The sequence below is a fragment of the Streptomyces griseoloalbus genome (assembly GCA_014650015.1).
Classification (GTDB): Bacteria; Actinomycetota; Actinomycetes; order Streptomycetales; family Streptomycetaceae; genus Streptomyces; species Streptomyces griseoloalbus.
Genome location: BMUD01000016.1, coordinates 155,192 through 180,828, shown reverse-complemented (window position 1 = coordinate 180,828; position 25,637 = coordinate 155,192). Strand labels below are relative to the sequence as shown.

15 protein-coding genes and 1 pseudogene are annotated in these 25,637 nt (G+C 69.9%); 7 read left to right on the top strand and 9 right to left on the bottom strand.

All coding sequences use genetic code 11. The features are described from left to right. A pseudogene (locus tag IE178_RS36165) lies at positions 1-289 on the top strand (hypothetical protein); the annotation flags it as partial. A 674-nt stretch (positions 290-963) separates the two neighbouring features. Here the strand turns inward: IE178_RS36165 and IE178_RS24035 are convergent. The 4 genes from IE178_RS24035 to IE178_RS24020 form a co-directional block, all read right to left on the bottom strand. Continuing rightward, positions 964-7,854: an RHS repeat-associated core domain-containing protein gene (locus IE178_RS24035; RefSeq protein ID WP_318280220.1), complete on the bottom strand. Its 6,891-nt coding sequence runs from the start codon at positions 7,852-7,854 to the stop codon at positions 964-966. A gap of 179 nt (positions 7,855-8,033) precedes the next feature. After that, positions 8,034-11,669, bottom strand: a complete 3,636-nt coding sequence (locus IE178_RS24030; protein ID WP_193513743.1) for a LamG-like jellyroll fold domain-containing protein — start codon at positions 11,667-11,669, stop codon at positions 8,034-8,036. A 71-nt stretch (positions 11,670-11,740) separates the two neighbouring features. Beyond that, entirely contained in the window at positions 11,741-13,183 is a 1,443-nt protein-coding gene (locus IE178_RS24025; RefSeq protein WP_193513742.1) for a VCBS repeat-containing protein, read from the bottom strand. A gap of 380 nt (positions 13,184-13,563) precedes the next feature. Then, on the bottom strand, positions 13,564-14,208 hold the full coding sequence (locus IE178_RS24020; protein WP_193513741.1) for a PhzF family phenazine biosynthesis protein: 645 nt from the start codon (positions 14,206-14,208) through the stop codon (positions 13,564-13,566). Between the two features lie 195 nt (positions 14,209-14,403). Here IE178_RS24020 and IE178_RS24015 point away from each other — a divergent pair, with 195 nt between their 5' ends. Then, complete coding sequence (locus IE178_RS24015) at positions 14,404-15,579, top strand: serine hydrolase domain-containing protein (protein WP_193513740.1); 1,176 nt, start codon at positions 14,404-14,406, stop codon at positions 15,577-15,579. Positions 15,580-15,758: 179 nt separating this feature from the next. After that, on the top strand, positions 15,759-16,757 hold the full coding sequence (locus tag IE178_RS24010; RefSeq protein WP_193513739.1) for an SCO2278 family lipoprotein: 999 nt from the start codon (positions 15,759-15,761) through the stop codon (positions 16,755-16,757). Between the two features lie 8 nt (positions 16,758-16,765). Here IE178_RS24010 and IE178_RS24005 read toward each other — a convergent pair whose 3' ends face one another. Continuing rightward, on the bottom strand, positions 16,766-17,494 hold the full coding sequence (locus tag IE178_RS24005; RefSeq protein ID WP_193513738.1) for a bifunctional DNA primase/polymerase: 729 nt from the start codon (positions 17,492-17,494) through the stop codon (positions 16,766-16,768). Between the two features lie 220 nt (positions 17,495-17,714). Between IE178_RS24005 and IE178_RS24000 the strand changes: the two genes are divergently transcribed. Then, on the top strand, positions 17,715-18,593 hold the full coding sequence (locus IE178_RS24000) for a glycerophosphodiester phosphodiesterase (RefSeq protein ID WP_193513737.1): 879 nt from the start codon (positions 17,715-17,717) through the stop codon (positions 18,591-18,593). Between the two features lie 17 nt (positions 18,594-18,610). On the opposite strand, the gene IE178_RS23995 is transcribed toward IE178_RS24000, so the two are convergent. Then, on the bottom strand, positions 18,611-19,240 hold the full coding sequence (locus tag IE178_RS23995) for a TetR/AcrR family transcriptional regulator (protein ID WP_193513736.1): 630 nt from the start codon (positions 19,238-19,240) through the stop codon (positions 18,611-18,613). A 99-nt stretch (positions 19,241-19,339) separates the two neighbouring features. On the opposite strand from IE178_RS23995, the gene IE178_RS23990 reads away from it, so the two are divergent. Then, the gene (locus tag IE178_RS23990; protein ID WP_193513735.1) at positions 19,340-19,534 is read left to right on the top strand and encodes a DUF6243 family protein; all 195 of its coding nucleotides are present in this window, start codon (positions 19,340-19,342) and stop codon (positions 19,532-19,534) included. Between the two features lie 25 nt (positions 19,535-19,559). Here IE178_RS23990 and IE178_RS23985 read toward each other — a convergent pair whose 3' ends face one another. From IE178_RS23985 to IE178_RS23975, 3 genes are read right to left on the bottom strand one after another with little or no spacing between them, the layout of a single operon-like run. Then, positions 19,560-20,570: a small ribosomal subunit Rsm22 family protein gene (locus tag IE178_RS23985; protein WP_193513734.1), complete on the bottom strand. Its 1,011-nt coding sequence runs from the start codon at positions 20,568-20,570 to the stop codon at positions 19,560-19,562. A 1-nt stretch (position 20,571) separates the two neighbouring features. Beyond that, positions 20,572-21,783 (bottom strand): serine hydrolase domain-containing protein, encoded by a 1,212-nt coding sequence (locus IE178_RS23980; protein WP_193513733.1) that lies wholly within the window; start codon positions 21,781-21,783, stop codon positions 20,572-20,574. After that, entirely contained in the window at positions 21,744-23,096 is a 1,353-nt protein-coding gene (locus IE178_RS23975; protein ID WP_193513732.1) for a multidrug effflux MFS transporter, read from the bottom strand. The genes IE178_RS23980 and IE178_RS23975 overlap by 40 nt, the downstream gene beginning before the upstream one ends. Before the next feature lie 140 nt (positions 23,097-23,236). Between IE178_RS23975 and IE178_RS23970 the strand changes: the two genes are divergently transcribed. Together IE178_RS23970 and IE178_RS23965 are read left to right on the top strand one after the other, a co-directional pair. Beyond that, positions 23,237-24,238, top strand: a complete 1,002-nt coding sequence (locus IE178_RS23970) for a Gfo/Idh/MocA family protein (protein ID WP_184765422.1) — start codon at positions 23,237-23,239, stop codon at positions 24,236-24,238. Between the two features lie 324 nt (positions 24,239-24,562). Continuing rightward, on the top strand, positions 24,563-25,363 hold the full coding sequence (locus IE178_RS23965; RefSeq protein WP_193513731.1) for an SDR family oxidoreductase: 801 nt from the start codon (positions 24,563-24,565) through the stop codon (positions 25,361-25,363). Positions 25,364-25,637: the final 274 nt, after the last annotated feature.

Sequence of the window (25,637 nt, the reverse complement as noted above, 5' to 3'; positions counted from 1 at the left end):
ACTCACAACGGCCTCCCCGGCCTCGATGTCACTCGCCACGTCAGTCATCAACTGTCGCTTCCAGCTCGGGAGTTACACCGCTCACCGTACAGACCCGCTCCTGGAGCAAGGCGTCGATCTCGTCGTGATCAAGGAGCTTTTGGGCCACGCCCACATCGGCGTCACCGCCGGTGTCTATGCCCACGTACGACTCCGACTCCAGCGGGACGCCATCGACGCCTTGGGCCACGCCCTCGGCAGTCAGGACGACGACCCTGACGACCCGCCCACTGCGGTCGCCGTCCGCTGACGTTGCCGTCAGCGTTGCCGTCAAACGGCACGGAGCCCTCATCGACATCACTGTCGATGAGGGCTCCGTCGCACTGCTACCAGATTCCGATAACCCCGCCAGGAATCACGGGGAAATTGTCGGAGTATTCCACTCGGCACACTCCGCTACGACTCGCGCAATCTGCCGACGCTTCGGGTAACTGGAGCGAATCTTAGAGAGGCGTTCCGCGTACAATTCCGCGACATCGACCCCCTCTTCGGACAACAAGCGGAAATCACCCTCGCGCCATATGTCCTCTACTCCCCGCAGAGTCGTCTTGATTCCCTGAAACTCAGCCCTTGAGTATCCGCCGCCAGCCTGCAACAGATCATCGCAGGAATCCCAAAAGTTTCCCACGCTGGATCTGATCCTCCATTCGCGATCGTCTGAAGGCAGCTCGTGCGACGCCACCAGTATCGCTACGCCAGCAGCTGTCGATTGAAAATATGACGGGTCAGACGAGTCCTCCAGGGCGCCGATCTCGCTTCGCCAGCTCCTCAGCGAGGCGATCTTCTCTGCGCCTCCAGGAACTGCTGGACCGCTGCACCCAGCGACGATGTCATCGATCTCTGCCAGGTGCGAGGCCCCCGCAACCTCAAGGATGGGTCGCATCCTGGCGAGAGACAGCCCTCCGGTCAGGCTCCACAAGTCCATCAGCCGCCACCCCCTAGAACCACTCGCCATGGCGTGTTTCCAGTACTCGACACTCCGGTGCCCTTGCCGATCGGGCTTGGTGTGAGGCCCACGCCTGGACCTGTCGCTTGCGCGAAGCATGCAGGGCACATCCTAGTCGACGAAGCCATCCCTGTGATCTCCCAGTCGCTCCCCAGGCGATTCATGATCGTAGCCTCGGCATGGCCTTGCCCGGGGATGTAGCGCTCGCCGCGCAGCGGCGCATTGCCGCCCCTCCATTCATCGGGCAGACCGGTGCGTTCAGTTGCAACCCACGTTTCAGATCGACCCGTATTCACGTTACGAACTCGGGCAACCGCAACTGTCGATGCCTCGTCGGCCCGCGTTGCATAAAGCTCGCGGGCTCGATTAAGCAGAGCACCGCCGCAATTGTGAACCAGGACCGGTGTGGCCCCTGCGAGCACATAGTACGTGTGGATCTCGGTCAGCGTGAGGTCGTGGGTGAGCTGGCGCTTCTCGAATTGCCGGGTGGTGGCGAGGGTCACCTGGTCGCCGTCGGCGGTTCGCAGGGTCATGCCGGGCTTGAGGTCGCCGGCCTCGATCCAGGCGTTCTCGGACGGTGACCAGAACGGGTGGGTCGTGGTGGACACCAGCGACGCGGGCCTGCCGCCGTCCTTGGTTGTGATGGTGAGGTCGACGAAGTGCTTGTCGTCCTCGGTGACGATCGTGCCGGCGACTTCGCGGACGACGGTCCTGCCGGTCTCGGGGTCGGTGACGATCAGTTTGTCGCCGGGGGCGATGTCCTCGATCGGCTTTGTCTTGCCGTTCTTGGTGAGGACTTTGGTGCCGGGCAGGAAGCTGTGGCACTTCGGTTTGGCGTTCTTGCGTTTCTTTATGAAGTCAGCGGCTTTGCTGTAGGCGGCGGAGACGGCGTTTCTGGCCTTCTCGCGGGCCGCGGAAGCGCGCCACATGGACCGGGCGCCGTCGATCAGGTCGTCGACGAGGCCGACGACCTTCTTGGCGAGGCGGTAGCCCTTGGCCCAGTCCCAGGGAGCGCCGTACTTGGCGAGGACCTTGCCCGCGAGGCCTCCGGCGAAGCTCCCCGCCACGTTGAGGAGGGTTTCGCCACAAGCTCCGATGTCGCCGGTCGAGAGGCAGTCCAGGGCCGCGTCGACGCCGAGGATGTCCCGGACGATCTTGACCAGTGCTTTGGCCGCTTGCTGGGTCCGCTGTTTGGCGTCGTCGTACTGCGCCTCGGCGATCGCCTGCCTGCCCTGGGCCTGGTAGTACTCCTTCTCCTCCTCGGACAGCGGGGTGTCTCCGTCCAACTGTTTCCCGGTGGGACCGCTGCTGTCGCAGTCGATCAGCCTCATCGAGCATTCGGCTTCGCGCATGCCACTGGGGTCGGACAGCGTGACGGGGTTGTTGCTGGCGTACGCGTAGCCGTTGATCTGCTGGGGACGGGTGAACTCGATGATCGGGTCGACCGAGATGAATCTGCCCAGTTGAGGGTCGTACTCGCGGGCCCCGAGGTGGGTCAGGCCGGTGGAGGCGTCCATGGTGCCGCCGATGAAGCCCTTCTCACCGGGCCAGGTACCGGTCGCCTTGCCGCGCTCGTTCCCGTAGGGATCGAAGCGGCGCTGGGTGACGGCGCCGGTGGCGGCATCGATGGCGATTTCGCCGGTGCCGTGGTGGTCGGCGGCGAGGAAGGAGAGCTTGTCGTCGTCGGTGCGGACGGCGACGGTCTGTCCGGCGTGGGAGTAGTAACGGGTGGCCTTGACCGTGGAGGAGCCCGCTGCGAGGGAGAGTTCCATGCCGGGCAGGTAGACGGTGGTGGCTTCGGGGTCCTTGCGCAGGACCCGGTTGCCGCCGGCGTCGTAGAGGAAGGTGGTCTCTCCTGCGCTGTCCTTGACGCTGGTGGGCTTGCCGGTGGCGTCCCAGGTCAGGTTCTGGATGTTGCCGCCGATGGTGCGTTGGGTGGTGTTGCCCGAGGCGTCGTATTCGTAGGTGGACTGGCGGTCTCCGGTCGGGGTCTTCTCCAGGACCTTGGTCACCTGGTGCGGGCCGTCGCCCGCGGTGCCGGCGGCGCCGTAGGTGTAGGTGCGGGTGATGTCCTTGGCCGCGTCCAGCGATGTGTCGTGGATGGTTTCGGAGGTGCGGTTGCCGATGGCGTCGGTCGAGTAGGACTTCCAGTACGGTGCCGGGCCGCCCAGCGCGGACGCGCCGGGGGCCGCGGTGCAGGCCGAGGGCTTGGACGCGTCCAGCTCCGTGCTGTCCACGGTGCCGGTTCCTGCCGCGGTGGTGGCCGTAGCGGCCGGTGTCCACGCGTCGGCCAGTCGCCGGCGGTCGTCGTAGCGGAAGCACTGCACATCGGTCGTGCCGCTGCCGGGGGTGTCGGCGATGGACAGGACGTTGCCGTGCTGGTCGTAGGTGTAGCCGGTGTGCTTGGTCAGGGCGGTGGTACCGACGATGTCGACGGTGGACGTCTTCAGCCGGTCGGTGCCCTGCTCGTACTCGAAGGTCTGCTGGATCTTCTTGCCGCTGCCCGCGTACAGATCGAGTTCGAGCAGAAGGCTGCGCTTGGAGTAGTTGGTATGGGTGACGTACGGAGTGGCGCCGGACATCGTGACCGGCCGCTGCAGTTCGTCGTAGCCGTATTCGAGGTTCTCGGCCGACAGGCCGCCCGCCGCGGGCAGGCCGGCGCCCTGCACGGTGCCGTCACGGTTGTAGCTGGTGGTGAAGACGTACCTGCCGGACAGCGCGCCCTGGGACGCGGGTACGGAGTAGGCCGTCTGCAGCGGACGGTAGAACTCGTCCACGGACTGGGTGACTGTGGCGAAGTACTCGGTCGGCGAGGTGTAGCGCAGGGAGGCGTAGGGCTGGCCGAGCCAGTTCGCCCTGTCGTAGCGGGTTTCGGTGAGCTTGACGCCGGTGTTGGGCTCGCCCTCCCAGGTGAAGGTCGGGCGGGAGAGCGCGTCGTACTGGGTGGAGGTCTTCTTGCCGCGTCCGTCGGTGACCGCGACCAGCCGGTCGAGTCCGTCGTATTCGAACTTCGAGGTGCCGGCGTCCGGGTCGACGGTCTTGGTCTTGCGGCCGAGCTGGTCGTACTCGTAGCTCCAGGTGTTGTCCTCGGCGTCGGTGACCGTCTCGAGCTGGCCGGCCGGGGTGTGGGTGTACTTGGTGACGTCGTAGCCGCTCGCCGGATCGGGCTTGTCGCTCCGGTATTGCCACAGGGCCGTCATGCGCCCGGCGACGTCCGTGATCGAGGTGCTGGCGATGCCGCCCGCCGGCGGGTCGGTGTGGGTGCGTTCGCCGTCGTAGGTGGTGGTGGTGCGCCACTGCTCCACGTTGCCCACGGCGAAGATTTCCGCGGTGGGGCGGCCCAGGCCGTCGTACTCGTGGCGGGTCTGGGCGCCGGTCTCGCCCTCGCGGACCAGGAGCAGTTCCGTGGAGGGCGCCCCGGCGGCGTTGTAGGTGGAGTTGGTTTTGTGGATCTTTCCGGTGCCGTTGTACCAGGTGTCGGCGACCATACGGGTGCCGGCGGGTCCCTCGGTCTGCATCTGACGGGGGCGCAGCAGGCTGTCGAAGAGCTGGTACTCGGTGCCGTAGGAGCTGTTGTCCTCGATCTTCTGGGTCAGGACGACGGTCGGCTTGTCCTTACGGACGGTGTAGCCGTATTTGATGCTCGGGGTCTGCGCCTTCTGCCGGTCGGGCAGCCAGACCGAGGTGAGCCGGCCCAGCGCGTCGTAGGCGAGGTCGGTGCGCTTGCCGTTGGGGTCGGTCTGACCGGTGGACAGGCCCCAGGCGGGGGCGTAGTCGGTGGTGGTGACGTGGCCCAGGGCGTTGGTGACCTTGGCCTGGGTGAGCAGGCCGTTGGTCTCGGTGTACTCGGTCCTGGTCTCGTTGCCGTCGGCGTCCTTCTGGGTGAGCGGCCGGCCGTAGGCGTCGTAGGTGGTGGTCCCCGTGACCTGCATGGTCGCGGTGGTGCCGTCGTGGGCGGTGACGCGTTCGGTCTTGGTGGCGTCGCCGTTGGTCGGCTGTGTGCCGTAGGAGCCGCCGTCGTAGGAGGTGCGTTCGTCGGCCAGGATGTGCGTCTTGTAGTCGGGGGTGACGCTGCAGCCGACGGAGAGGGACTGGCTGCGACGGGGAAGAGTGAGAATGTTCTTGGCGGTGTTGTCGGCGTACCAGGTGCGGGTGCACTTGTCGTCGGTGTCGGTCGCGAGGTCGCCGTACTCGTCGACGGCTGTGGTGCGGCCGGTGCCGGTGGCGGTGTCGACGTAGATCCTGGTCTTGGTCTCGCGCCAGCCGCCGCCCGAGAGCAACTCGTAGCCCCGCGAGGTCAGCGTTTTGACGAGGTTGGCCGTGGTGGTGTTCCAGCTGTGGGTTTCGGTGGCGGTGGTGTGCTTCCACGGCTCGTTGATCGTCCGGGAGACTGCCTTGGAACCGTCATAGGTGACGACTTCGAGTTCGTGACCGGTGAATTCCTCGTGGTCGGTGTACTCGGTACCGGTGGAGTCCTTCACCTTCACCGATCGAGTGGCGCCGGAGGGACCCTTGTCGCCGTTCATGCCCTGGAGGAAGGTGTAATCGATCCGTGTGGTCTGCTTGTCCGCCGTGCCACTGGTGACCTTGACCTTGTCGTATCCCTGCCAGGAACCCCAGGTCAGATACTTCTCGTCGGTGATTCCGTCCGGTTCGGCCTTGCGCCAGGCGCCCTTGCCGCCGGAGTAGTCGTAGCGGGTGACCTGCCGTTCGCTGCCACCGGTCGTGTCGGACTCGATGATCTCGGCGACGGCGTACTTGTGGAACCAGTCGGTGATCGGCTCGATGTGGCCGGGCGGGGCCCACTTCACCGGATAGCACCGCTTGGTCGACTCCCCGGCCGTGGGCAGGGCGCTCTTCACGCAGTCGGTGGGGGCGTAGTTGATGTCGAGTTGAGCACCGGTCTCGCTGACGACGGTGGCGAGCCGGTCACGGTGGAAGGGCGCGATATTGTCGCCGACAGCATCGACCCGGTTGACCAGTTGCTCACCGAGCAGCTCGATCTCCGGAAGCTTGACGGCGGTGCCGGCCCGGCCCTCGTGGCTGATCCTCTCCAGCCACAGCGTCTTGGAGTCGTCGCCGTTGTCGTTGAAGCGGTGGTTCAAGGCCCAGTGGTCGACGTCCTGATAGGTGGTCGTGTCCTTCCGCATCTGGGTGGTGATGCCGGTCAGGCGCTTGGTGGTGAAGAACGTCTGGCCCACTGTGCACTTGGTGCCCGATGCGCATTCCTGGTCGACGGGAACATCGGGCCAGTAGGAGGCGTTCGACTTGGTCCGCTTGGAAGTGGCGCAGTCGAAGTCGGCCGTGGGCAGGCAGCGTTCGGCAACCGTGAAGGTGATTCGGGCCGGGGCCTTGGCGGCGTAGACCTGGCCGTCACGCTGACCGTAGTCGATGCGCTTGAGGTAACCGCCCCGGTGGTAGGCGGTTCCGTTGACGTCGGTCTTGCCGTTGAGCGCGTAGTGGTTGGTCTCCGGCTCGTAGAAGTAGGACATCACGTTGCCGTGGGAGTCCTTGACGTAGTCCAGACTCCAGCGCCAGGCCTGCTTGCAGTGCGCGCTGGTGAAGGCCGCGTTGTGGCAGGGTTCACCGGAGTCGTCTCCGAAGACCGGGGCGGTCCAGGTGGACTTGGTCTCCTCGTCGCCACTGGCCCAGCCCGGCAGGCGGTTCTGGCCGAAGTAGTACTCGGTGCCCTCCGGCGTCGTGATCTTCCAGTGCTCGCCGTCGTCGTCACCGTTCGTGGCGCCGGTGAGTTTCTCGACCTTGGTGCCGTTGTCGCTGCTCAGATGCCACTTGCCGGTGGTGTCGTCCTTGACCAGCTCGCTCGCGCTGCCGTTGAGCATCAAGGTGGCGTTGTCGTACGCCCAGCACTGCTCGCCGGAGCTCTCGTGCCCGTCGTCGGAACACGGCTTGTAACGGCGTTCGACGTAGCCGGGGTCGTAGGAGAACCCGTCACCGATCCATGAGCCCTGGTTGTTGGTGGCCGAGGTACGCCCGTCCGCCGCCTGCGAGGAATAGCCCAGCCCCAGTGACGGGGTCAGCCCGCCCGGAGTGGCGACGCTGCGCAGCGGATAGCTCCAGGAGAACGCGCCCGAGGACGGTGAGACCGTCCAGCTTGCGGACGGTGCCAGGGCGGTCGCCTTGTAGGTGCCCTGGGCCGACGACGGTCCGGCCGCCACCGCCAGCAGCGACACGCCGGTGGCCGCCGCCAGCGTGGAGTCGCCGGAAGGGTCCGGTGCGGCGGTGACATCCGCGGAGAGAGTGCTGGACTTCAGGTCGTTGCGGGTGGGCAGCGCCTTCGGCTGCTCGGGGCACTTCTCGCTGCCCGGGATTGCCACGGCCGCGCAGACCGGCAGCTGCACCAGACGCAGACGTGAGGCGTAGCTTCCTCCGTAGCCTTCGGCGAAGTCGGCGTAGTTGACGCTCAAACGTACTTTGCCGGGCGTGTCCTTCCGGTCGGCGCGCTCGACACCGAGCACGGCAGCCGCGCCCAGGGAGCGTGCTCGCTCCGGTGCCAGCACGTTGACGGCGACCTTGGCGGGCCGTTGAGACTTGTTCGTCTTGCCCGACGGTGCCGCGGCAGACAGCGGCAGCCGTCCTGCCTCCTCGGTCATGGTGGTGGAGCCTGAGCCGGCGACGGCGAGTTCCACCCGGCCCTGCCGGGGCCAGGAACTGGTCTCGAGCCGCTTCACCTCGCTGCTGCGCGAGGTGTCCTTCCGTTTCTTCGCGGGCTTCGCGTTCCAGCCCTTGACGAGCTCGTCCGCGTCGTGGACACCCGGCCTCGTGGCGCGCTCGTCCTCGGCGAAGGCCACCGGCTGCACCGAGGACGCAGACAGCGCCATGGTCAGGCCGAGGCCGGCAAGGGTCAACACGCGTCTGGGCAAACGGCGGTAGAGCAACCGGCCACGGAACGGCATCGCAATCTCCACGGGTGTGAGAAGGCATGCATCGGCCGGGTCGAGGACGACACACGCAGGAGCTGGAGGGAGGCGAGAGCTGGAGGGGAGCCGAGGTGCCCGGGCACTCCGGGGCACCTCGGATGTTCGGAGGGCTACAGGTCGGGCATCGCCGTGAGCTGAGCGGCTTTCCTTACCGCCGACGGGTCCAGGGCCCCGTTGTAGACACGGACCTCGTCGATGGCGCCGGCGAAGTTCTGGCTGCTGTTGAACACCGACCGGCCCACCTGAAGGCCGCTGTAGGTGGCCCACAGTGTGTCGTTGGGCCCGTAGGCGGTCGATGCCAGCTGGCCCTCGACGTACAGGCGGATCTCGTTGGCGAAGGCGTCGTACACCACTGCCAGATGCTGGCCGGAGCCTTCACCGCTGGGCAGTTCCTGATCGTCCACGTACGTCTGGACCGTGGCCGTGGCCGAGTCGGTCTCCGGGACGACCAGCTCCCACATGGCCGGAGTACTCGCATCGGCCGCAGGCCGGTACCGCACCGCCAGCCGGTTGATCGTGGAACCCGGGATTGAGAACACCGTCTGGGTCTTCTCCGGGTTCAGTGACGTCAGCTGCGCACGCGCGCTGATGGTGAAGCTGGTGTTGCCGTTCACCGTCGCCGCGGCGGTGGAAGCGTAGTCCCCGTCCCCGTCCAGGACGAGGTGTCCGGCTCCGACCAGGGCAGCGGTGTCGAAGAGCGGGTCGGCGGGCCGGTAGACGAATGCGTCGCCCACCAGGTTGAGCGCCTGCCCACCGCCGGTTTCGGCCGAGGCCGTACCCGTGACCGAGTCCAGTTGCCAGTAACCCTTGCGCTGCGGCTTGACCGTCATCAGTTCGGCGACCTGAGACGCCGGCAGCACCCGGTCGAAGACCCGTACTTCGGCCAGGTCCCCGGTGAAGTGATCCCGGTAACCACTCTTCGCCGTGGCCCGTCCCATCTGCAGAGGACCGTACGAACGCCATACCGAGCGGCGCTGAACGGTGCCCTTCAAGTGCTCGTTGACGTGGATACGGGCCTCGGGACCGCCACTGGCGTGCGCGTCATAGACACCGGTCAGCAGCATCCACTGGTCCTTGACCGGGGTGACGCCGGTGGACACCGCCTTCCACTCCCCCAGCGCCTGGACATCGGTGGAGGGCAGCGAGAACGCCCAGGTTCCGGCCGCCGCATCGTAACCGAGAGTGAATCCCGGCTCCCCGGTGCCGTTCTGGCTGACCACCGTCATGTCCTTGTCGAGCGCGGTGGGCCGCACCCAGGCACTGACGCTGAAGCTCTTGGAGGTGTCGACGACGGTCTCACCGGCGTCCAGGTAGCCCCCTGAAGTTCCGTCCAGTCGCGCTGCCGCGTCCACCTTGCCGCCAGGGCCTTCGACCCCGAATGTCACTCCTGGACCTGTGTTCGCCGAGAAGGTTCCGCTTTCGTCGTGCGCATCGGTGCTACCTGTCCGGTCTGCCAGGTTCCACTGCGCCACGGCGGGCCTGCCTTCGGTGACCAGGAACTCGTAGCGGGCCAAAGTGCTGGGATTCTCCGCCTTGTCCACCGCTACCACGTCGACCCAGTTACGCCCGGCTTTCGCCGGCGTGAAGGTCAACGAGACCGGTCCTCCGGCCTTGGAAGCCGACACCGTCGTCGCCGGGGACGCGTCGCTGTTGAAGCCATAGCGGTACTTCACGACGTCGGTGTCGGGCACGCTGTCGTTCGGGTTCGGCGAGAACGTGAACGATCCTGCCGTGCCGACGCCGTCGTGCCAGACGGTGTCGGCCGGATACTGCGTGGAGAGCACATTCGGCTTCCCCGGCTTGGTCTTGTCGTAGATGAACTCGCACCGCTGCGGGTCCCCGTCCGTACTCCACGGACCCCATCCGTCCCCGTCGTGGGCACGGGCGCTCCAGTAGATCACCACGTTCTGCGGAATCGACTCCCGCACCTGGTGCGTGAACCTGTTCTGCGAGGTGGGCGCCATGTAGCCCGTGTCATAGGTGTAGGACGTTTCACTGGAGGCGCCAGGTGCGGTCCACGCGACCTTGAACTGGACTTTCACCTTGTCCGTGCGGCCGTTGCCGTGGTCCGGGTCCGAGGCCGCCGCACTCAGCTTCGGCGGCTTCTCCGCGTAGGGACGAGTACTGCCCCACTTGCACGAGCCCCCCGGATCGGACGACATCGTTTTCGTCGACATCTGCCGTGGCAGGCTGTTGTAGCTCACCGAGAGGTAGGCGTTGCCGCAGATCCGCTTCCATCCGGCGAACCCCGACTCGTCCCCCGCACGCAGCCCCAGCGTCATCGACGACCAGCCATCCGCTGCCGCCGTCTTCACCTCGCTCGTCAGCTCACCGCTCGCGCCGCTCTCGAAATGCAGATTGGCCTGGCTGGAGCTGGAGCAGGAGGACGGAGAGATCGCCTCGTCGACCGTCTGCAAGTGGTCCGACCAGTCGTCCTTCGTCGAGTTCCAGTCACTGGACGAGGTGATCGAGTAGTTCTTGCCACCGATTCTGTACAGCTGGATCGGCTCCGCGGCCGGCTCGGCGCTGTAGATGTGTTCCACCCGGGCGGAGAACGTCGCGCCCAGGATCTGCTTGCCCCGGTAGAACGACACCGGCATCGTGAACAACAGACGGCGTACGCCGACACCGTTGCAGGAGATCGGGTTGTAGTCCGTAGGACACTTCCCCACCCCGGCGCTTCCCGAGTACTTCCAGTCCTGTTCGCCCGGGATACCGGACATGACGCCTGTCCAGGCGGTGCGCGAGGTGGTGCGCTGGATCGGGTCGATGACGACGGGGAAGACCGTGTCCTTGCCCGTCAGCAGTGCCTTGTCCGGGATCAGGGTCAGCTTGTCCTCGCTGACCTCGACACCGAGCGGGGCCGTACGGCCCCCACCACCTGCCCCGTCCAGAGGGGGCTCACCGACCGAGCCGCCGGACCGGGCCGCGGTATCCAGGGAGCGGGACACGCCGGCTGGTCCACTGCTCTTCGCCGCCGCCTCGGCGGGGGCGGAGGAGTCCCACATCGAGGGACGGCCGGCCTCGAACACCGCGCCGCCCACCACTGCGTCCTCGGCCACCAGCGATCCTGCGCTGTTCTCGGCGACGTTCAGCCCCTTGGTCCTGAGACCCAGGTCGATCGTCGCCAGCTGCGGGGCGGCCGCTGCTTCGGGTGTTTTGACCACCAGCAGGTGGCCGAAGCCGTCGGCCTCCGCTCGGACCGTCAGATCGACACCGGGCAGTGCGTCGACGAACGTAGCCGTGTCGCCCGAGACCTTCGGTGCCGTCAGGTCACCGTACGGCCAGGACAGCGACAGCTCCCGTCCTGCGCGGCGCAACGTCACGAACGGTTTGTCCGCGTCGGCTGCCTGGAACGTCAGGTCCACCGTGGTGGCCTTCGGGCCCCAGCTGCCGTCCGTGTGCTCGACCAGCGTCTCGTCGACGTCAACCCACTTGCCGTCCTGCACGGTGTGGATCGGCTCGGTGTACTCCCGGGCGACGAAGGAACCGTCGGGCTGCGCGAACACCTCACGTCGTTCCGAGCGCAGTGACGTCACCTCGACCGGCTCGCCCGTGGTCGACGCCGTCTCGAGCGCGGTCTCCTCTGCCGCTGCGGGCCGATCGCCGGCGACCGGGACCCGGTCCTCGCCGGCGGTCGGAGTCTGCTGTTGCTGCCCGAGCAATGTGGTGGCCAGGACCGCGCCGGCCACCGCAGCGACCAGCCCGGCACGCGCCGCTGGACCCCGCCGTACTGAACCGGGCACCCGACTGCTCCTTCCGCTGCCCATCGAGTCCCGCGGTCTCTCCGCTGCTCTGCTCCTCGGCCACGTGCCCATCAGCGGACCACCGCCCCGAAAGCCTTGCCGTCGGCGGGGATGCCACCAGTGCCCGGCTTGTAACTGACTGTGGGTGCACCGCCGTTGGTGACGTTCCACGAGAACCCGTGGACCGCCCGTGCGTCCGGCTCGCCATAGGGAACCCCGACATAGAGCAGGCTCGGTGTGGGTCCCAGGCTCAATCCGGTGTACATGTGCGGACCCACGACGTCGCCCACGCCGTACCCGGGATCGACCCAGTTGTCATCTGCCCCGGGGGGACCGACGAACGGGGTGATCTGCACCCCGCCCTTCTCCAGGTCCTCCTGCTGCCATTCCTCTCCCGGAACGCCGATCGCCACCCGGGTCGTGGTCGCCGTACTCGTCGCATTCGGAGAGGAGTTGACCGCTGCAAGGTGCTGGCCGAAGAAGTCGCCGGCCTCGGCTTCCCCCTCCATGCCGTCGGTGTTCTGGTCGACCCACGCCGTCTGCGTCGCCGTGGTCGAAGTCAGCCGGAAGAAGTGCACCGCCCCGGCATCGACGGTGGTCAGCAGGTCCTCGCCCGGTACCCCTACCGCCAACAGGGACTCCGTGGTGCCGGTGGCGCCGGACGGCCGGTAGGGAACCATCGCCAGGGCAGTACCGAAACGGTCGGCCGTCTCGCCCTCGCCGCTGATCGCTTCCTGGTCCTGCGCCAGACCGGCAATCGGCTTGGGCGAGTCGGACACCAGTGTGTGGCTGAACACCGCCGCGCCGCCGGCGAAGGTCACCGTGCCCAGTGCTTCTCCCGGAACCCCCACCGCGAGATGGGTCGGTGTCGCCGTGAGCGAGGAACCGAAGCGGTCGTCCTGCTCCGCTACACCCGGCACCGCCCCGGCGACCTCGGTGTCCTGGTGCACCGTCACCTTCGTCAACGCGGCACCCGACATGTAGTAGACCGCACCGGCGTCCACGATCGTGCCGATGTCCTCACCAGGAGCGCCTACGGCCAGGAACGGGACCCCGTTCGAAGACTTGCCCGCCGCGAGCGAGTAGCCGATCCAGTCCTCGTGCTCGACAACCCCGCTCAGGTGATTGCCTTCGCCTTCACTGATCTCCTTCACGGCGGGGCCGGTTCCCAGCCCGGCGGGAGCGCCGTAGTAGAGCTGCACCAGTCCGGCGTCGCGGTAGTTCACCACTTCACCCGATGCCGAGCTCACCGACAGATCCTCGTACGGAATGCCGACCACCAGGTCACTGCATCCGTCAAGGTTCGCGTCGTAGACCGCCAGTGCGGAACCGAACTGGTCGTCCGGCTCGGCGGCACCGGGAGCACCGGGTGACTCCTGACCGAGACTCAGGACGCCTTTGTCACCGCCGTAAACGATGTGGACCTCCCCGGCCCGCTCGTGGCCGCCCACTGTCGCCTCCGGGTCGGCGATCGCCGTGTCCCTGACGCCATCGCCGTTGAAATCCGACTCCACCCCCGAAGGGCACGCCGCCGCCGCGGCCGCTGGAGCAACCGAGCTGGTCAGCCCGGAACCAGCGACCAGTACTGACACCAAGGCAGCACTGAGCCACCGCACACGCATACAGAACTCCCACCCCAACGGCCACATTTGAAGCAGCTGTGATCAAACTGTGTAGCGGAGCGCACAAGTCGAATCACAGAGTGAAGCCAAGAGTTGGCTGATAGTGGTAATACGCTCAGCGCGTGCTGTCCAAAAAGTGAGGTGCAGCACTCCGCATATCGAGACTTCGCGTGCGGCTCCTGCAAGATCACATTTCGGCCTGGACAGCAAAGATCCCGCCGACCTGGTGGCCCCTTCCGGGGAGGAGGCGCCTTCGTCGCGCAGCTGAACTGTCAGCGTTCCAGGTAGACCCGTCCGCCGATCTCCGTCCAGCCCTCCGGCTGCGGGGCGGTGAGGATCTGGGAGCCCGTGCCCTGGGTGATGTTCAGGGCCCGGCCCAGACGGTCGGTGAGGAGGAGGGCCGCGGCGCCCGTCGCCTCGTCCTCCTCGATGCCGTCGTCCCGGCCGGGGAAGGCACGGGCGCGGATACGGCCCGCCGACTCGTCCAGCCAGGCCCAGGCGTAGATCCACTCCCCCTTCGGCGGCACGGGCAGGTCGTCGACCTCGGCGGCGCTCGCGTACTGGCGCAGGGTGCGCGGCGGCACCCACTCCGCCCGCGCCTCGATCCAGCAGAACTCCCCGTCCTGCCGGGCGCCCACCACCCCGGCCGGAGTGAGGAGTTCGGGGACGTCGAGCAGCCAGGCCGTGCCGACGCAGGGGTGGCCGGCGAAGGGCAGGCGCAGGGTGGGGGTGTAGATGTCGATCACCCCGCGCTCGGGGTCGTCGACGAACACGGTCTCGCTGAAACCGAGCTTCGCGGCGAACGCCTGCCGGTCCTCCCGCCCGGGCAGCACGGAACCGTCGCGGACGACACCGAGTTCGTTGCCGTAGCCGCCCCGGGGGCCGCAGAAGACGCGCAGCACGTCGTAGTCAGTCACGGGGGCATTCAAGCATCGCGCGCGGAGCGAGGTCGTCCTAGGTCGTCGGGGTTGCGACCTAGGGGTGACCCCGAGGGGCGGGGGCCGGATATGAGGGGGCGCTCTCCTCTGTGAGCAGGATCTGGGCGGCGCCCGTGATCACCAGGATGGAGTCCGTCCGAAGCGCTTCCCCGTGACATGCAGGAGCACCGGCCCATGAATCCCCGTACCCGTACCCGTACCCGTGCCCGTACCGTCGTCGCCTCCGCGCTGCTGGCCTCTCTGGCCCTCGGTCCCCTCGCGGGGGCGGCAGCCGCCCACCCCGTCGCGGTGGCCCCCGGGGCCTTGTCCGCCGGGTCCACCCCGGCCGTCGACGGCCCCGACACCGCCGCGCTGGAGAAGGCGCTCGTGGGGATCCCGGACGGGGACGTCTCGGCGGCCCTCGTCCGGGTGGGAGGGAAGGGCAGCTGGACGGGGACCGCCGGCGTCCGGAGCCTGCGTACGGGGGCCCCGGCCTTGGAGAACGCGAGATTCCGGGCCGGGTCGACGACCAAGACGGTCACCGCGGCGCTCGTGCTCCAACTCGTCGCGGAGGGCCGGGTCGACCTGGACGCGCCCGTCACCCGCTACCTGCCCGGCCTGCTGCCGGCCTCCTTCACCGAGCCGCCGACCGTGCGGCACCTGCTCACGTACACCAGCGGCCTGAAGCCCGGCGCGAACCTCGGCTCGACCACCGAGGAGATGTACGACAACCGGTTCCGGACCCTCACGCCGGAGCGGGTGGTGGCCGCGGCCGTCGCGAAGGGGCCGGCGTTCACTCCGGGAGAGCGGCAGGTGTACCAGAACATCGACTACACGGTGCTCGGCCTGCTGATCGAGAAGGTGACCCGCGACAGCTACGAGCACCAGGCGGACGTACGGATCTTCCGCCCGCTGGAGATGCGGCACACGGGCTTCCCCGCCGGGCCGGACCCGCGCGTCCACGGCCCGCACCACCGGGCCTACGCGGACATCGGCGGCCGGACCACCGACGTCACGGAGTGGAACATGTCCGACCGCTGGGCGGCCGGGAACATGATCTCCACGACCGCCGATCTGGAACGCTTCCTGGTCGCCGTTTTCGAGGGCCGGGTGGTGCCGCGGCCGCTGCTGGACCAGATGTTCACCGTCCCCGCGATCGAGGGCGCGACCTACGGCATGGCATGGCAGCGCTTCGTCCACAACGGGAGGGAGATCTGGGGCAAGACGGGGTCCCGGCCCGGCTACCACACGGTGCTGGCCGCGACCCGCGACCTGTCCCGGACGGTCGTGTACTCGGTGAACGCGAAAAGCGCCCGGGAGGACGGCTTCCCGCTCGTCGCGCGGTTCGCCCTGCCCGCCTTCGACCGCTAGCCACACCCCCGCGGTTCACTCGGCGCTCGTGCGTCTCCCGCACACCGCCGCCGGACCGGGCCGGCCGTCCGCGGCCTGACCGGCGGCCTGTCGTGTCCCGCTCATCCGGTCCCGGCGCTCGCGCCGTTCCTCGCCCCGGTAAGGTTCGCCTGGCGGGAAGGGGAGGGTGACGGAACCGGATGAGCAGGGATCTCGGCCTTCGAAGGCTCAACAGGCTCCGCAGGCTTGACCGGAGCGTGCTGCTGGCGGCGTCGGTGTCCGCCTTGTCGCTGACCGCGAGCGGCTGTGTCGTGGTGCACGGCGAGCGCGAGGTGCTCCCGGCCACCACCCGCGCGCAAGCCGCGAAGGCGCTCGAGGAGTTCACGGCCGCGTACAACGCCGCCGACAAGGCGTACGACGGTTCCCTGGACGCCGACCACACCACCGGCGCCCTCGCCGACATCGACGCGGCGCGGCTGAAGGCGGGGCGGGCCAACAGCCCGGAGGGCAACGCCAACCACGTGCCGCTGAAGCTGACGGACGCGAAGTTCACCATCGTCGAGAAGGCCGGCTGGCCGCGCTGGTTCGTCGCGGACGCGGCCGGCAACAAGGGTGGCGCATCGCGCTGGCTGCTGGTGTTCACCCGGGACGGGCTGGACGAGCCGTGGGAAGTGGCGTACCTGACGCTGGTGGCCCCGGACGACATACCGGAGTTCAAGACGGACGAGGACGGCTGGGCCGAGGCCGTACCGGCGAACTCGACCGAACTGGCGTTGGCGCCCGGCAAGTTGAGCCAGGGCTACGCGACGTATCTGAAGGGCGGCGGGGACGCGTTCGCCGAGGGGCCGCACACCAGCGCCTGGCGGGCGCTGCGCGAGAAGCGGGCCGAGCGGCCGGGGCTGGTCACGCAGTACATCGACGAACCGATGACGAACGGCGACTACGCGCCGCTGGCGCTGCGCACGAAGGACGGCGGGGCGCTGGTGTTCTTCACCACGCGCCACTTCGAGAAGCAGACCGCGGCGGCCGGAGCGTCCGTGCCGACGCCGAACAAGGACGTGCTGGCGCTGACGGACGGTGAGATCACGCAGTCGCTGACGATGGAGTTCGTCTCCAACGAGGTGGCGCTGGATCCGGCCGACGGTGCGGTGGAGGTCCTGGGGCGGATCCAGGGGCTGACGTCGGCGAAGGGCGAGTAGGTACGCGCTCAGCGGCGCAGCGGCCAGGCCGCGCCCGCCTGGTCGGACGGGTCGCCGACGTGGCGGGCGCAGGATTCGGTGAGGACCTCGAGGAGGCTCAGCGGGTCCGGGAGCGGATGCTCGGGGCCGCGTACCCAGTGCACCGACTGGTTGCCGGGCAGCCGGGCGGGCGGTACGAGGACGTAGGAGCCGCGGCAGTGCCAGCGCAGACCGGGGTGCTCGTCCATGGTCTCGGGGTGGCAGTCCAGCTCGCACGGCCACCACTCGTCCTCGTCCTCGGGGGTGCCGCGGGTGAGGGTGAAGAACAGCAGGCGGCCGTCGTCGCTCTCGGCGACGGGGCCGACCTCGATGCCCGCGTCGAGCAGGCGGGTGAGCGCCTCGTGGCCGGCGTCGAGGGGGACGTCGAGGACGTCGTGCACCATGCCGGTCGCGGTGATGAAGTTGGCCTGCGGCTGATGGCGGGCCCAGCGCTCGATCTGCGCGCGGTCGGTGGTGGACTGCGTCTGCCAGGCGAACGACACCGGGTGCCGGGCGGGGGTGGGACAGCCCACGCGGTCGCAGGAGCAGCGGTATCCGGCGGGATGGGCGGCGGGTGCGAGTGGAAGTCCCGCCGCGGCGGCGGCGAGCAGCAGGGTCTCACGGCCGCCTTCGTCGGCGGCCTGCTTCGGGCGGCGTCCGCGCAGCCACTGGGAGAGCCTGCCCTGTCGGCCGGTTCGGCCGCCGAACTCCGCGCTCATCTATCCCCTCGCCTCGCCGTCGTGCGGAACAGCATGCCCTATGGTCCCACGATCGTGCGCATCGGGGGGCCGGAGCCCACAATCGGCGCAGGTGGGACGAGGCCGTACCGACGGGACGAGGGGTACCCGGTGGGGCGAAGGGGATGCGTGCCGGGTGCGGTGCACCGGATCGGGTGCCACAGCGCGCCCCGCCGGGAGGTGCGCCCCTACCGTGGTCGTCATGGTCACAAGCATCGTCGCGACGGGCCTGGCTGCCGTGGCCTCCGTGGTCTCGCTGACCCTCGCGGGGCACGGCGGCGGCCACCCGGGCCCGCTGGAGTGGGGCGGCGCACCGCTGACGGTGGACTCGCTGCCGCGGGTGCCCTACGTCGCCCACCGGGGCGGGGCGCGGGAGGTGCCCGAGAACAGCATGTCGGGGCTGATGGCGGCGTACCGCCGCGGTACGGCGCAGGTGCTGGACTTCGACACGCGGGTGCTGCGCGACGGCACGCCGGTGGTCTTCCACGACGCGTCGCTGAACCGCACCACCTTCCTGGGCGGCGAGGTGCGGGCCCTGGACGCCAAGGAGTGGCGGGGCGTACGGCTGCGGCCGCGGGACCGGCTGCCGGGGAGCTGGCGCGCGGAGCGGCCACCGACGGTGGCCGAGGTGCTGGATCGTTTCGGCGGGCGGATCGTGCTGATGCTGGAGGCGAAGGACCCGCGCGGTGTCGACCGGCTGGCCGCGCTGATCCGCTCCCGCGGGCTGACGCGCTCGGTGTTCGTGAACACCAACGACCCCGAGGTGGCCCGCCGCATCCACGACCTGGGCCTGCTGACCCAGCTGTGGCGCTCGGCCCGCCAGCTGCGCACCGACCGCCCCGAGCGCTGGCGCTCCTACGTCGATCTGCTCGACGTCGACATCAGGGCCCGGGACGCGGACCTGGGGCGCGCGGTGCGCTCCGGCATCCCCCGGGTGTGGGCCCACACCATCGTCACCCCCGCGCAGCGCGACCGCGCCCTGGCCCTGGGCTGCGACGGCATCATCACGGACGCCCCGGGCCGGCTGGCCCGGCACCCGGCACGGACGCCGGGGGCGGTGAGTGCGGCGCTGGGGCGGTGAGCGGCCGGGCGTCCGGGTCAGCGGGGGGTGAGGCCGTACAGGGCGTAGTCGACGAGGGTGTCGGTGTAGTCGTAGGTGATCGGGCCCGTGTACTGCAGCCAGCGCTGGGCGAGCGGGGAGACGAAGAGTTCCAGGGCGATGCGCGGGTCGATGTCCGCGCGGACGTCCCCGGCGTCCCGGGCGGAGCGCAGGCGGTCGACGTAGAGCTGGAGCGAGGGTTCCAGCAGCTGGGCGACGAATCGGCGGCCGAGTTCCTCGTTGACGACGCCCTCGGCGGCCAGGGCGCGGGAGGGGGCCTCGAAGACGGGGTCGTGCAGTTCGTCGACCGTGGCGCGCAGGACCTGTTTGAGGTCCGCGGCGAGATCGCCGGTGTCGGGGATGGCGTGCGGCTCCTGTCCGGCGGCCCGGGCGGCCTGCTCACCCAGGTCGAGGAACGCCTCCAGCAGGACATCCGCCTTCGACGACCACCAGCGGTAGATCGTCTGCTTGCCGACGCCGGCGCGGGCGGCGATGCCCTCGATGGTGGTCTTCGGGTAGCCGACCTCGGCGACCAGCGCGAGGGCGGCGTCGTAGATGGCCAGCCGGGAGCGCTCGCTGCGGCGGGCGGCATCCGGGGCGGACGGGCTGGCGGAGTGTTGGTGGGCCATGGGTCGAATTTATCAGGTTGACAAGACGGTACGTCTCGCCGGACAGTGGAAGCGTCGATAACGAGACGATACGTCTCGTACAGGTGGGAGGAGATGACCATGACGCGAGGCGGAGCCGGAAACATGCTCGGCGTCGGCGGCACCCGGCAGCACCTGGGCCGCAAGGCCCTGCGCGGGGGCGGACGCGGCGGCCGTGTCGGGGGCGGCCTCGACGCCCAGGCGCAGAAGCGGGAGCTGCTGCGCAAGCTGCAGGAGAGGCGGCAGGAGCAGCAGGAGCAGCAGGAAGGGGACTGAGGAGGGGAAGGGCGGCGCGGCTCGGTCAGTCGTGCGCGGGCGGCCAGGCGTCGCCCCAGTCGGTGTCCCGGGCCGCCCGGTACAGGTCGCCGTGGCGTTTGGTGACGGTGGTGCGGCGCAGGGCCGGGTCCGTCTCGCAGAGGTCGAGGAGGACCTGGCCCTTGCGGATCTGCGGCTTGCGGACGACCCGGGCGGGGGCCGGGGTGACCGGGCGGCGGGTGGCGGCGACGTAGCCGAACTTCTCGTCCTCGTAGGCGAGGGAGCCGCCCTTGACCTGACGGTGCAGCGAGGAACGGCTGACCCGCGCGGAGAAGTGGCACCAGTCCGTGCCGGGGACGATGGGGCAGCCGGCGCTGTGCGGGCAGGGGGCGGCGATGTGGAACCCGGCGGAGACGAGGCGGTCGCGGGCCTCGATGACGCGGGCGTAGCCGTCGGGGGTGCCGGGCTCCACGATCACGACGGCCTGTGCGGCCGCGGCGGCCGCGTCGACGAGGGCGGCGCGGTCGGGGGCGGTGAGCTCGTTGAGGACGTAGGAGACGGTGACGAGATCGGTGCTCTCGATCGTGAGCGCCGTTCCGATGCGGGAGCGCTGCCAGCGGGCGTCCTTCAGGGCGGGATGCGCGGCGGCGAGTTCCCGGCCGAGGGCGAGTGCGGGTTCGGCCCAGTCGAGGACGGTCACGGGCCGCTCCCCGTCCCAGGTCGCGCTCACCGCCCAGGCCGCCGCGCCGGTGCCGCCGCCGACGTCCACATGGTCGCCGGGCGCCCACCCGGGCACCGCGTCGGCGAACGCCTCCAGCGCCGAGCGGACCGCCTCGAACGTCGCGGGCATCCGGTAGGCGGCGTACGCGGCCACGTCGGCCCGGTCCCGCAGGATGGGGGCCTCGGTGGGAGTGGCGCCCCGGTAGGTGGCGATCAGCCGCTCGACGGCCTGCGCGGCCTGCCGCGGCGGAAGCCCGTCGAGCAGCCCGGCGAGGGCGGAGCGCAGGGCTTCGGCGGCGGGCAGGCGGTCGGAGGGCAGGTGGGCCGGGGCGTTCACGTCACGATTCTCTCAGGTCCGCGGGACCGCCCGGTCCGGGTGCCCGGATGCCCCGCACCGCCCGCGCCACCCGGGTGGCCGCCTCCGCCCTGGGCGTGTTGTCCGCGGCCGGGGGGCGGCGGGGGTGGACCGTGTTGGCCAGCAGGATCAGGTAGGTGTCCGTGGCCCGGTCCAGGACCAGGGACGTGCCCGTGAACCCGGTGTGGCCCGCGGCTCCGCGTCCGGCCAGGTGGCCCATGAACCAGGGCTGGTCGAGGGCGAAGCCCAGGCCGGGCGGGGCGAGCAGCAGGTCCACGAAGTCGGGGCCGAGGATGCGGGCGGGCCCGTGCGAGCCGCCGGCCAGCAGGGTGCGGCAGAAGATCGCCAGGTCCCGGCCCGTGGAGAACAGGCCGGCGTGACCGGCGACCCCGCCCAGCGCCCAGGCGTTCTCGTCGTGCACCTCGCCCCGCAGCATTCCCCGGTCCGCCTTGGCCCACGGCCGCCGCTGGTCCTCCGTGGCCGCCGCGTCCGGGCACGGCCCGAAGCCGGTCGCGGTCATGCCGAGCGGCCGGGTGATGCCGTCGCGCACCAGGACGTCGAGCGTGCGGCCGGTGAGGCGTTCCAGGACGTGCTGGAGCAGCAGCATGTTCAGGTCGGAGTAGCAGTAGGTGCCGGGCACCCCGGCGGGCCGCTCCGCGCGGAGCATCGCCAGCCGTTCCGCGTCGTCGGCGCAGTCGTACAGCGGGAGTTCGGGGCGCAGCCCGGAGGTGTGGGTGAGCAACTGCCGGACGGTGATGCCGTGCCGTGCCGCCGCCGTGAAGTCCGGCAGATACGCCCCGACCCGCGCCTCGATGCCGAGCGTGCCCCGCTCGATCTGCTGGACCGCGGCGACGGAGGTGAACAGCTTGGTCAGGGACGCCAGGTCGAACGGGGTGTCCACGGTCATCGGCACACGCTCGTCCGGCGGCAGGTCCACCGGGGCGTCCGTCTCCTCGTCGTACGCCGCGTAGCGCACGGCCCAGCCCGCCGCCTCCTGCACGGCGAGCACCGGGCCGCGGCCGACGACCACGACGGCGCCCGCCGCCCAGGGGCGCTCACCACTGGTGCGGGCGTGGACCTCCCGGACGAGACGGCGGAGTTCCCCGGCGTCGAGTCCGGCCCGTTCCGGGGTGCCGTGGCGCAGTCTCGGCGCGCTCAGATGCCCCCGCCCTTCGCGTTCGTCCGCCCCTTCCACGGGCGGCACATTCCCAGGAAGCAGGCCATCGCCACCAGACCGGCGGCCAGTTGGACGACGGCCATCGGGACGGCGGTGTCCTCCCCGGCGATCCCGACCAGCGGGGAGGCGATCGCGCCGATGAGGAAGGACGTCGTACCGAGCAGGGCCGACGCGGAGCCGGCGGCGTGCCTGGTGCGCAGCAGGGCGAGGGTCTGGGTGTTGGGCAGGGTGATGCCCATCGCGGACATCAGGACGAACAGCGCGGCGGCCACGGGCACCAGCCCGACCTCGCCGAACGCGCCCAGCGACATCAGCAGCAGCACGCCCGCGGCGACGACCACGACGGCGAGCCCGTAACCGAGCACCAGGTCGAGGCGGACCCGGCCGACCAGCACCTTGCCGTTGATCTGTCCCAGGAGCACCAGCCCGATCGAGTTCAGCCCGAACAGCAGGCTGAACGTCTGCGGGGAGGCGCCGTAGATCTCCTGGATCACGAACGGGGAGGCCGCGACGTAGGCGAAGAGGGACGCGAAGGCGAATCCGCCGGTGAGCATGTAGCCGGTGAAGGACCGGTCGGCGAGCAGCAGGCGCATCGAGCCGAGAGCCTCGCCGACGCCTCCGCGGTGCCGGTCGGCGGGCGCCAGTGTCTCCGGCAGCTTCGCCCAGACCACGGCCGTCAGAAGCACGCCGACGCCGACGAGGACGACGAACACGCCCCGCCAGTCCGTCACCCGCAGGATCTGACCTCCGATGAGCGGCGCCACGATCGGCGCGACCCCGGAGATCAGCATGAGGGTCGAGAAGAAGCGGGCCATGGCCATGCCGTCGTACAGGTCACGGGCGACCGCCCGCGCGATGACGATGCCGGCCGCGCCCGCGAGGCCCTGCACCAGCCGGAAGGCGACGAGGAGTTCGACGGTGGGCGCGAACGCGCACAGCGCGGTCGCGACGACGTAGACCGCGAGGCCGATGAGCAGCGGGCGGCGGCGTCCCCAGCGGTCGCTCATCGGCCCGACCACCAGCTGTCCGAGCGCCATCCCGGCCAGGCAGGCGGTGAGCGTGAGCTGGACGGTGGCGGCGGGCGCGTGCAGGGACTTCGTGACCTCCGGGAGGGAGGGGAGGTACATGTCCATCGCCAGCGGTGGCGTGGCGGTCAGGCCGCCGAGTACGAGTGTGACCAGCAGGCTGGTACGGCGGCCGGGAGCCGCGCGCAGCGCCGCCTCGGCCCGCGTCGGGTCCGGGGCGCCGGCCGCCCTCGGTGTCGTGCCCGGTGCCCTGCTCTCTGTCGGGTTCGCTGTCGAGTCGGATATGGACGCCCCACCCTCGGGCATGTGGCCCCTCCCTGTTCCTGCCATCGGCTCCCTATGCTCTCAGCTCGTACGGAGTGCTCGGCGTCAACGGCGATGTCATGGGAGCGCTTCCATCGACATCCATTCACGATGTGACGGACGACACGAGCAGGGTGGGACGGATGACAGAGCAGAAGGTGCGCTGGGGAATCCTGGCGACGGGCGGGATCGCCGCGACGTTCACGGCGGACCTCGTGGACCTGCCGGACGCGGAGGTCGTGGCGGTGGCGTCGCGGTCGCCGGAGCCGGCGAAGGCGTTCGCCGAGCGGTTCGGGATACCGCGCGCGTACGGCGACTGGGAGTCGCTGGCGCGGGACGAGGAGGTCGACGTCGTCTACGTCGCCACCCCGCACACGGCGCACCGCGCGGCGGCCGGGCTGATGCTGGAGGCCGGGCGGAACGTGCTGTGCGAGAAGCCGTTCACGCTGAACGCGCGGGAGGCGGGCGAACTGGTCGCGCTGGCGCGGGACAACGGGCGCTTCCTGATGGAGGCCATGTGGATGTACTGCCATCCCATGGTGCGGCGGCTGAAGGCGCTGGTCGACGACGGCGCGATCGGTGAGGTGCGCAGTGTGCAGGCGGACTTCGGGCTCGCGGGTCCGTTCGCGGCGTCGCACCGGCTGCGGGACCCCGCGCTGGGCGGGGGCGCGCTGCTGGACCTCGGGGTGTACCCGGTGTCGTTCACGCAGTTGCTGCTCGGGGAGCCGTCGGACGTCGTGGCGCGGGCGACGCTCTCGGAGGAGCGCGTCGATCTCCAGACGGGGGCGCTGCTCTCCTGGGACAGCGGTGCCCTCGCCTCGGTGCACTGCTCCATCGTGGGCGGTACGGCGACCTCCGCGTCGGTCACCGGTTCCGAGGGCCGGATCGACATCCCCTACGGCTTCTTCTTCCCGGACCGGTTCGTGCTGCACCGGGACGGCCGTGACGCCGAGGAGTTCACGGCCGACCCGGCGGACGGGCCCCGCAACAGCCTCAAGCACGAGGCCTCCGAGGTGATGCGGGCGCTGCGGGCGGGCGAGAGCGAGTCACCGCTCGTCCCGCTCGACCGCACCCTGGCCGTGATGCGGACGCTCGACGCGATCCGGGACCGCGTCGGCGTCCGCTACCCGGGCGAGGTGCGCTGAGCGACCGCCGGGTGCCGGGGCTCGGGCCGGCCCGAGCCCCGGCTCCCCCGCCGCCGTGACGAAGGAGGCGGCCGTCGTGACCGGCGCGCCGGGCCCGGTCGCGTACGGCACCGTGCGGAAGTCGGCCCGTGCCGCCTGCTGCCCCGGGCCGACGGTCACATGGCCGCGCCGCGACGGGCCTCGGGTGTCATCCGGTCCTCCCCTGGCGTGTGGATGCGGGAGGAAGGTGAGTGGCCGGGGACGGCCCTGGCCGACGCGCACACGGCAGCCGGATGACGGTCGCATGAGGTCCGCATGGCGGACCCTCCCCTACGCTGCGGGCCCATGAACGCCAAGCGGACGGACGGACGGACGAAGATCGCGGTGGTGACCGGGGCGGGCTCCGGCATCGGGCGCGCGGTGGCCGTGGAACTGCTGCGCACGGGCTGGTCGGTGGCGCTGGCGGGACGGCGCGCCGGCACGCTGGAGGAGACGGCGGCGCTGGCCGCGGACGCGGGCCGGGCGGCCGGGGACACGACGGGGGGCGAGGCGCTCGCCGTGCGGACGGACGTGTCACGTCCGCAGGACGTGAGCGCCCTCTTCGCGGCCGCCGTCGGCCGCTTCGGCCGGGTCGACCTGCTGTTCAACAACGCGGGGACGTTCGGTCCCGGCGGGGTTCCGGTGGAGGAGCTGCCCTACGAGGCCTGGCGGCACGTGGTGGACACGAACCTCAACGGGGCGTTCCTGTGCGCGCAGGCGGCGTACCGGCAGATGAAGGAGCAGGACCCGCAGGGCGGCCGGATCATCAACAACGGCTCGATCTCCGCGCACACGCCGCGCCCGCTCTCGGTCGCCTACACCGCGACGAAGCACGCGCTGACGGGCCTGACCAAGTCGCTGTCGCTGGACGGGCGGCCGTACCGGATCGCGGTGGGCCAGATCGACATCGGCAACGCGGCGACCGACATGACGGAGCGCATGCGGACCGGCGCCCTCCAGGCCAACGGGGAGACGGCTCCCGAGCCGGTGATGGACGTCGCGGACGTGGCCCGCACGGTGCGTCACATGGCGGAGCTGCCGCTGGAGGCGAACATGCAGTTCGCGACCGTCCTGGCGACGACGATGCCGTACGTGGGCCGCGGCTGAGGGCGACCGCCGCAGTGATCTTTCACAAGAGGAATCTCAACGTCCGCAGTATTGCGGCCGATAGCGGACTTATGCTCAACTCTCCTGCACCAAAGCTTCACACTTGGAACAGGTGCCTTCCGTAGACCATCTCCAGGGGGGAGCCGGCAGCCGTTCCACGCCATCGGGTTGGGGGTGGACCCGCGCGGGGAGCGCGGGTGCGCACCGGTGGGTGGAACGGCTGCCGCACGAAACGGGCCGCCGCGGCGAGGGCCGGCCTCAACGGGTCGCCGTC

What these genes read in the sequence shown, in the direction of transcription:
- IE178_RS24015 (WP_193513740.1), top strand. Translation starts at nt 14,404, where the DNA reads ATGAATCCCCGTACCCGTACCCGTACCCGTGCCCGTACCGTCGTCGCC.
- IE178_RS24010 (WP_193513739.1), top strand. Translation starts at nt 15,759, where the DNA reads ATGAGCAGGGATCTCGGCCTTCGAAGGCTCAACAGGCTCCGCAGGCTT.
- IE178_RS24005 (WP_193513738.1), bottom strand. Translation starts at nt 17,494, where the DNA reads ATGAGCGCGGAGTTCGGCGGCCGAACCGGCCGACAGGGCAGGCTCTCC.
- IE178_RS24000 (WP_193513737.1), top strand. Translation starts at nt 17,715, where the DNA reads ATGGTCACAAGCATCGTCGCGACGGGCCTGGCTGCCGTGGCCTCCGTG.
- IE178_RS23995 (WP_193513736.1), bottom strand. Translation starts at nt 19,240, where the DNA reads ATGGCCCACCAACACTCCGCCAGCCCGTCCGCCCCGGATGCCGCCCGC.
- IE178_RS23990 (WP_193513735.1), top strand. Translation starts at nt 19,340, where the DNA reads ATGACGCGAGGCGGAGCCGGAAACATGCTCGGCGTCGGCGGCACCCGG.
- IE178_RS23975 (WP_193513732.1), bottom strand. Translation starts at nt 23,096, where the DNA reads ATGCCCGAGGGTGGGGCGTCCATATCCGACTCGACAGCGAACCCGACA.
- IE178_RS23970 (WP_184765422.1), top strand. Translation starts at nt 23,237, where the DNA reads ATGACAGAGCAGAAGGTGCGCTGGGGAATCCTGGCGACGGGCGGGATC.
- IE178_RS23965 (WP_193513731.1), top strand. Translation starts at nt 24,563, where the DNA reads ATGAACGCCAAGCGGACGGACGGACGGACGAAGATCGCGGTGGTGACC.